Raw genomic sequence first — 8,110 nt, 5'->3', positions numbered from 1 at the left:
GGGGCGGGGTTCGCGCCCCGCCCCACGGGGGCCGTTCCGCGTGTACGGGCCGTTACGGGGTTTCCGGCCCGCTGCTTCGGCGTTTCCGGGCCGCTTCGGCGTTTCCGGGCCGTTGCGCAGGGTGCTTTCGCCGGTCACGGAGTGGTTGAGGTGGTCGAGACCTCTTGCCCGCTCGCCGGAAGCGCCCCTAACCTCACGCGTGTTGTGCAGAACGAAACGCCCATTGCGTATGTCGCAACGCACACGCTCGGAGGGATCCGCCATGAAGCTTCCCCATGGTCTTGCCACCCGGGCCGCCGCACTCCTGCCGGCAGCCCTCACCGCCACCGCCTGCGCGCCCCAGACGTCCGACGGCAAGGCGACGGCGGACGAGAAGAGCGGCACCCTGCGCGTCTGGCTCTTCCAGGAGGTGAGCAACAAGCCCAAGGAGCAGGTCGTCGCACAGGCCGTCGCCGCCTTCGAGAAGCGGAACCAGGGTGCGAAGGTCGAGATCGAGTACATCCCCGTCGAGACCCGCGCCCAGCGCGTCAAGGCCGCCTTCGACGACCCCGGGTCGGCGCCCGACCTCATCGAGTACGGCAACACCGACACCGCCGGATACGTCAAGGACGGCGGACTCGCCGACATCAGCGCCGAGTTCGCGGCCTGGGACGAGGCCAAGGACACCGACCCGACGGCGAGGCGGTCCGTCACCGTCGGCGGCAGGGTCTACGGCTCCCCGTTCTTCGTCGGCCTCCGCGCCCTCTACTACCGCACCGACGTCTTCGGGGAACTCGGCCTCACCGCCCCCAGGAGCCAGGCCGAACTGATCGCCACCGCCAAGAAGATCCGCAAGGCGAAGCCCGAGCCGTACGGCATCGCCTACACCTACGGCGCCATGCCCTTCGTCTGGGCGGCGGGCGGCGAACTCGCCGTCGAGGACGCCGGGAACGACGGCTCCTACAAAGCGGCGATCAACAGCGAGGCCGCCCTCGGGGGCATCACCACCTACACCTCGCTCTTCGGCGACGACAACTGCCCCGCCGCCAAGTGCGCCCAGATGGGCGGCAACGCGACCGTCACGGCCTTCGCCTCCGGCAAGGCCGGCATGGCCATCGGCGGCGACTTCAGCCACGCGGCCGTCGAGGCCGGCACGGTCAAGGGGAAGTACGCGGTCGTCCCGCTGCCCGGCACGCCCCCCGGCTCGATCGCCCCGGCCTTCGCCGGCGGAAACAACATCGGCGTCCTCAAGAGCACCTCGCGCGACCAGTGTCTTCTCGTTCATCTCGACCTGGAACGACTTCCTCTTCGCGAAGTCCTTCCTCATCAGCGACACCTCGCAGTCGACCCTGCCGATGGCCCTGCTCGTCTTCTTCAAGCCCGACGAGAACGACTGGGGAGGCATCATGGCCGGGTCGACCGTGATGACGGTCCCGGTGCTCGTCTTCTTCGTACTCGTACAGCGCCGCCTGGTCTCGGGCCTCGGCGGGGCGGTGAAGGACTGACGTGATGACAGACATGACGGATACGGATCTCATCCCCGCACCCCTGTCGGTCGAGCGCCCGGGGAATGCCCCCGGGCACGTCCCGCTCGACGGGCGCACGACGCTCGACGCCGGACCGGGAACCGAGAGCACCGCCCGCTGGCTGCGCGCCGCCCTGGGCGCCGCCACCGGACTGCCGTTCGCCGACGGTGCCGGGCCGCACGCCGTCCGGCTGCGGATCAGCGAGGAGGTGGCACGGGAGCGCGGCCCGGAGGGGTACCGCCTGTCCACCGGGAGCCCCGACGCGGCCGTCGTCATCGAGGGCGGTGGCCCCGCCGGGGTGTTCTGGGGAGCCCAGACCCTCCGGCAGCTGCTCGGCCCGGAGGCGTACCGCAAGGCGCCCGTGACGGACCGGGAGTGGGGTCTGGTCCCGGTCACGGTCGAGGACGCCCCCCGCTTCGGCTGGCGCGGCCTCCTCCTCGACGTCTCCCGGCACTTCCTGCCGAAGGACGACGTCCTGCGGTACCTCGACCTCCTCGCCGCCCACAAGCTCAACGTCTTCCACTTCCACCTCACCGACGACCAGGGCTGGCGCATCGAGATCAAGCGCCACCCCCGGCTGACCGAGGTCGGCGCCTGGCGGGCCCGTACCAAGTGGGGGCACCGGGCCTCGCCGCTGTGGACCGAGGCCCCGCACGGCGGCTTCTACACCCAGGACGACATCCGCGAGATCGTCGCGTACGCCGCCGAGCGGCACATCACCGTCGTCCCCGAGATCGACCTCCCCGGCCACGCGCAGGCCGCCATCGCCGCCTACCCCGAGCTCGGCAACACCGACGTCGTCGACACCGCCGCCCTCACGGTCTGGGACACCTGGGGCGTCAACCCGAACGTCCTCGCCCCGACCGAGGCCGTCCTGCGCTTCTACGAGGGCGTCTTCGAGGAGGTCCTCGGCCTCTTCCCGTCCACCTTCGTCCACGTCGGCGGCGACGAGTGCCCCAAGGACCAGTGGAAGGCCTCGCCGGCCGCCCAGACCCGTATCAAGGAGCTCGGACTCGCCGACGAGGACGAGCTCCAGTCCTGGTTCATCCGCCACTTCGACCGCTGGCTCGCCGCGCGCGGACGGCGCCTGATCGGCTGGGACGAGATCCTGGAGGGCGGACTCGCGGAGGGCGCGGCCGTGTCGTCCTGGCGGGGGTACGCGGGCGGGATCACCGCCGCCGAGGCCGGACACGACGTCGTCATGTGCCCCGAGCAGCAGGTGTACCTGGACCACCGGCAGGCGCCGGGCGAGGACGAGCCGATGCCCATCGGGTACGTCCGCACCCTGGAGGACGTCTACCGCTTCGAGCCCGTACCGCCGGGGCTCTCGCCGGAGGCCGCCGCCCACATCCTGGGAACCCAGGCCAACGTCTGGACCGAGGTGATGGAGAACCGGTCCCGCGTCGACTACCAGGTCTTCCCGCGCCTCGCCGCCTTCGCCGAGGTCGCCTGGTCCGCGCTGCCCGCCCCGGAGGCCCGCGACCACGCCGGCTTCGAGCGCCGGATGGCCGTCCACTACCGGCGCCTCGACGCCCTCGGCGTCGACTACCGCCCGCCCGCAGGACCCCACCCCTGGCAGCGGCGTCCGGGAGTGCTCGGGAGGCCCTTGGAGGGAGCGCCCCCGATCGTGTGAGGCACCTCGCGTCCCCGGTTCACCCAGGAGCGACGAAAGGGAAGTTACCGTCGCTCCTGGGGCGTCCTGGACGGAACAGTCCTTCGCGGACCCTCGCGCCGGACGGCTCGGAAGATGTGCCAGAGTTGCCACGTCCGGCCTGTGAGCACGTACGGTACGCCCACACGCAGGCGCGACGGCGGACGTGACAGCAGGCGCGACCGCCGGGCACAGTCGGGGACCACCGGGACACCGGGAAGGGGCAGCGGGTTGACCACGCACGCACCACAGACGGCGCAGTCCGTGACGCTGCCCGCCTCGCTCGACGAGGCCGTGGCGGCGCTCACCGCGATGCCGGCCGCCGTGCCCGTCGCCGGCGGCACCGACCTGATGGCCGCCGTCAACAGAGGTCAGCTCCGCCCCGCCGGGCTCGTCGGCCTGAGCCGAATCAACGAGATCCGCGGCTGGCAGTACCAGGACGGCCACGCCCTCCTCGGCGCGGGCCTCACCCACGCCCGGATGGGCCGCCCCGACTTCGCCGCCCTCATCCCGGCCCTCGCCGCCGCCGCCCGCGCCGCGGGACCGCCCCAGATCCGCAACGCCGGCACGCTCGGCGGCAACGTGGTCACCGCCGCGCCGACCGGCGACTCGCTGCCCGTGCTCGCCGCCCTGGAGGCCGACCTCGTCGTCCTCGGCCCGCTCGGCACCCGTGAGATCCCCGTCTCCCACCTACTGGCGGGCCGCGACCTGCTGGCCCCCGGCGAGCTGGTCGGCTTCGTCCGCGTCCCGCTGCTCCACGCCCCCCAGGTCTTCCTCAAGGCCACCGGCCGCACCGGCCCGGCCCGCGCCACCGCCTCCGTCGCCGTCGTCCTCGACCCGGCCAGGCGCGGGGTGCGCTGCGCGGTCGGCGCCGTCGCCCCGATGCCCCTGCGCCCGCTGGAGGCGGAGCGCTGGATCGCCTCGCTGGTGGACTGGGACAACGACCGGGGGCTGGCCCCGGAGGCGCTGGCGGCGTTCGGCGAGTACGTCGCCGCCGCCTGCATTCCGGACCCGCAGGGCGACGAACAGCTGCCGCCCGCCGTACTGCACCTGCGGCGCACGGTCGCCGCACTCGCCCGACGGGCACTGGGGAGGGCACTGGCATGAGCGACGACGAACAGCACGGGAACCCGGGCGGCTGGGAGCCGATCCCGCAGAGCGAGGGGTACGACGGCGACGCGACCGCCTTCGTCCAGCTGCCGCCCGACTTCATGCTGGACGGCGTGCCCCTGGAGGCGCCGGGCCACGGCTACGTACCGCCGATGATCATGCCGCTGCAGCCGCTCACCCCGGCGGCGGCGACCGACCCGGCGGCGACGGGCGCGTGGACGGTGCACCTGCCGACGGAGGCGGAGCAGGTCCAGCACTTCGACCAGGTCGAGCACGTGGACCAGGCGCACGACTTCGGACAGGCCGGCCAGGGGACCGAGTACTTCGCGCAGGGCGAGTACGTCCAGCATGTGGATCAGCGCGCGGATCAGCACGTGGAGGGTTTCGGCCAGGACCCGCACGCGACGGCGGAGTGGAACTTCGCGAACTCGGCGGGCTCGGCGGGCTCGGCGGGCTCGGTGGGCTCGGTCGACTCCACGGGCCAGTGGGAGATCCCGGCGATGCCGGAGGCGGAGATCCCGGAGACGGTGTTCCCGGAGGCGGCACTGCCCGGGACGGCGTTCCCGGAGGCGGCCGAACTCCCGCTCCCCCCCTCGTACGACCGTGCCCCGGCGACCCTGCCGGGCGGCGCGCCCGCACCCTGGGCGCTGCCGGAGGAGCCGGTCGCGGAGACCGGTGTCGCCGCTGAGGCGGGCGACGCGGAGGACGGCCGGGAGGACGCTCCGGCGGAGGCCTCGGACGAGGCACGGGACGCGGCACCGGACGACGCTCCGGCGGAGGCCCCGGAGGAGGGACTCGACGCAACCGCCCGCGCGCTCGAAGCGACCGAGCCCGAGGCAGAGCCCGAGGCCCAGCCCCACCCCGATCTCGAACCCCGTCCCCACCCCGAGCCCGAACTCGCCGCGTACGCCTCCACGGACAGCGACGAGCACCCGCACACCTCGTACACCCTGCGGGTCAACGGCACCGACCGGCCCGTCACCGGCTCCTGGATCGGCGAGTCGCTGCTCTACGTCCTGCGTGAGCGCCTCGGCCTCGCCGGGGCCAAGGACGGCTGCTCCCAGGGCGAGTGCGGCGCGTGCAACGTGCAGGTCGACGGCCGGCTCGTCGCCTCCTGCCTGGTGCCGGCGGCGACGGCCGCCGGGTCCGAGGTACGGACGGTCGAGGGCCTGGCCGCCGACGGCGAGCCGTCCGACGTGCAGCGGGCGATGTCGAAGTGCGGCACGGTCCAGTGCGGCTTCTGCATCCCGGGCATGTGCATGACCGTGCATGACCTCCTGGAGGGCAACCACGCCCCCACCGAGCTGGAGACCCGCCAGGCGCTCGCCGGCAACCTGTGCCGCTGCTCCGGCTACCGGGGCGTCCTCGAGGCCGTACGGGACGTCGTCGCCGAGCGCGAGGCGAGCGCCGCGGCCACGGCCAGCGAGACCACCGACGGGCCCCGCGTCCCGCACCAGATTCCCCACCCGCACGACGGAGGCATGGCGTGAGCAGCGACGCGACCACCGCCGTTCCCGTTCCCGTTGTCCTGGACACCTCCGGGGCACTGGACCAGGAGCCGGCCGCGCACGGCCTCGGCACCTCGCTCCCGCAGACCGACGCACGGGCGAAGACCGAGGGCACCTTCCCGTACGCCGCCGACCTGTGGGCCGAGGGCCTGCTCTGGGCGGCGATCCTGCGCTCCCCGCACCCGCACGCCCGGATCGTCTCCGTCGACACCTCGGCCGCGACCGCCATGCCGGGCGTACGGGCCGTGGTGACGGCCGCGGACGTGCCGGGCGCGGCGACGTACGGCCGCCGTGTCGCCGACCGGCCCGTCTTCGCCTCCGACCTAGTCCGGCACCACGGCGAGGCCATCGCCGCCATCGCCGCCGACCACCCCGACACGGCCCGGCTCGCCGCGGCCGCGATCAGCGTCGAGTACGAGGTCCTCGACCCGGTGACCGACCCCGAGAAGGCCTTCGCCGCCGAGGCGCTGCACCCCGACGGCAACCTGATCCGGCACATCCCGCTGCGCTTCGGCGACCCGGAGGCGACCGGCGAGATCATCGTCGAGGGCCTGTACCGGATCGGCCGCCAGGACCCGGCGCCGATCGGCGCCGAGGCCGGCCTGGCCGTGCCCCGCCCCGACGGAGGCGTCGAGCTCTACACCGCGTCCACCGATCCGCACACCGACCGGGACCTGGCCGCCGCCTGCTTCGGTCTCCCGACCGACCAGGTCAAGGTGGTCGTGACCGGCGTCCCGGGCGCCACCGGGGACCGTGAGGACCCGGGCTTCCAGATCCCGCTGGGCCTCCTGGCACTGCGTACGGGCTGCCCGGTCAAGCTCACCGCTACGCGCGAGGAGTCCTTCCTCGGCCACGCCCACCGCCACCCGACCCTGCTGCGCTACCGCCACCACGCGGACGCGGAGGGGCGCCTGGTGAAGGTGGAGGCGCAGATCCTGCTCGACGCGGGCGCGTACGCCGACTCGTCGTCGGAGTCGCTCGCGGCGGCCGTGGCCTTCGCCTGCGGCCCGTACGTCGTCCCGCACGCCTTCGTGGAGGGCTGGGCGGTCCGCACGAACAACCCGCCGTCCGGGCACGTGCGGGGCGAAGGCGCGATGCAGGTGTGCGCCGCGTACGAGGCGCAGATGGACAAGCTGGCGGCCAAACTGGGCGTGGACCCGGCCGAGTTGCGCATGCGGAACGTGATGGCGACCGGCGACATCCTGCCGACCGGCCAGACCGTGACCTGCCCGGCCCCGGTCGCCGAACTCCTCGCCGCCGTACGCGACTTCCCGCTCCCGCCGCTTCCGAAGGACACCCCGGAGGACGACTGGCTGCTGCCGGGCGGCCCCGAGGGCGCGGGCGAACCCGGCGCGGTGCGGCGAGGCGTGGGCTACGCCCTCGGCATGGTGCACATGCTGGGCGCGGAGGGCATGGACGAGGTCTCGACGGCGACCGTGCGGGTCATGGGCGGGGTGGCCACGGTCATCTGCTCGGCCGTGGACACCGGCTCGGGCTTCTCGACGCTCGCGCGCCAGATCGTGCAGGAGACGCTCGGCATCGACGAGGTCCAGGTCGCGCCCGTCGACACCGACCAGCCGCCGGCGGGCCCGTCGGCCCACGGCCGCCACACCTGGGTCTCGGGCGGGGCGGTGGAACGCGCGGCCAAGATGGTCCGCACGCAGCTCCTCCAGCCGCTGGCCCACAAGTTCGGCATGTCGACCGAGCTGCTCCAGATCACCGACGGCAAGATCACTTCGTACGACGGCGTGCTCTCCACGACGGTCACGGAGGCGATGGACGGCAAGGAACTCTGGGCCACCGCCCAGTGCCGCCCCCACCCCACCGAGCCCCTCGACGGGGACGGCCAGGGCGACGCCTTCGTCGGGATGGCCTTCTGCGCGATCCGCGCGGTGGTGGACGTCGACATCGAACTCGGCGCGGTACGGGTCGTGGAGATGGCCGTGGCCCAGGACGTCGGCCGCATCCTCAACCCGGCCCAGCTCGCGACCCGTATCGAGGCGGGCGTCACCCAGGGCGTCGGCGCGGCCCTCACGGAGAACCTCCGCACCGCCCGCGGCCTGGTCCGGCACCCCGACTTCACGGGCTACGCACTTCCGACATCCCTGGATGCCCCGGACATTCGCATCGTGAAACTCATCGAGGAACGCGACGTCGTCGCCCCCTTCGGCGCGAAGGCGGCGAGCGCGGCCCCGGTCGTCACCTCACCCGCCGCAGTGGCCTCAGCGGTGCGCGCGGCGACCGGACGCCCCGTCAACCGCCTCCCGATCCGCCCGCAGGCGGCGGTCGCCGTGCCCAATTCGTAACCATGTGATGTCCGTTGCTTGTGCAACCGG

General features: G+C 73.4%; 5 protein-coding genes. All 5 read left to right on the top strand.

From position 1 onward, the window contains the following. Positions 1 to 262: 262 nt before the first annotated feature. The 5 genes from ACWFR1_RS36410 (at position 263) to ACWFR1_RS36390 (ending at position 8,080) form a co-directional block, all read left to right on the top strand. Positions 263 to 1,489, top strand: a complete 1,227-nt coding sequence (locus ACWFR1_RS36410) for an extracellular solute-binding protein (RefSeq protein ID WP_453559337.1) — start codon at positions 263 to 265, stop codon at positions 1,487 to 1,489. An 8-nt stretch (positions 1,490 to 1,497) separates the two neighbouring features. Beyond that, positions 1,498 to 3,138 carry a beta-N-acetylhexosaminidase gene (locus ACWFR1_RS36405; protein ID WP_453559342.1) on the top strand — a complete coding sequence of 547 codons (1,641 nt, stop codon included), beginning with the start codon at positions 1,498 to 1,500 and terminating at the stop codon, positions 3,136 to 3,138. A gap of 249 nt (positions 3,139 to 3,387) precedes the next feature. Further along, positions 3,388 to 4,263, top strand: coding sequence for an FAD binding domain-containing protein (locus tag ACWFR1_RS36400; protein WP_453559334.1), 876 nt, complete (start codon positions 3,388 to 3,390; stop codon positions 4,261 to 4,263). Next, complete coding sequence (locus ACWFR1_RS36395; protein ID WP_453559331.1) at positions 4,260 to 5,756, top strand: (2Fe-2S)-binding protein; 1,497 nt, start codon at positions 4,260 to 4,262, stop codon at positions 5,754 to 5,756. Before ACWFR1_RS36400 ends, ACWFR1_RS36395 begins: the two co-directional genes overlap by 4 nt. Continuing rightward, positions 5,753 to 8,080, top strand: coding sequence for a xanthine dehydrogenase family protein molybdopterin-binding subunit (locus ACWFR1_RS36390; protein ID WP_453559328.1), 2,328 nt, complete (start codon positions 5,753 to 5,755; stop codon positions 8,078 to 8,080). The genes ACWFR1_RS36395 and ACWFR1_RS36390 overlap by 4 nt, the downstream gene beginning before the upstream one ends. The last annotated feature ends 30 nt before the right edge of the window (positions 8,081 to 8,110 follow it).

This window comes from Streptomyces sp. NPDC055103, from assembly GCF_053607625.1.
This window is presented reverse-complemented; position numbering and strand designations above follow the sequence as displayed.

Coding starts and splice junctions, on each gene's coding strand:
- ACWFR1_RS36395 (WP_453559331.1), top strand. CDS start 4,260: ATGAGCGACGACGAACAGCACGGGAACCCGGGCGGCTGGGAGCCGATC.
- ACWFR1_RS36410 (WP_453559337.1), top strand. CDS start 263: ATGAAGCTTCCCCATGGTCTTGCCACCCGGGCCGCCGCACTCCTGCCG.
- ACWFR1_RS36405 (WP_453559342.1), top strand. CDS start 1,498: ATGACGGATACGGATCTCATCCCCGCACCCCTGTCGGTCGAGCGCCCG.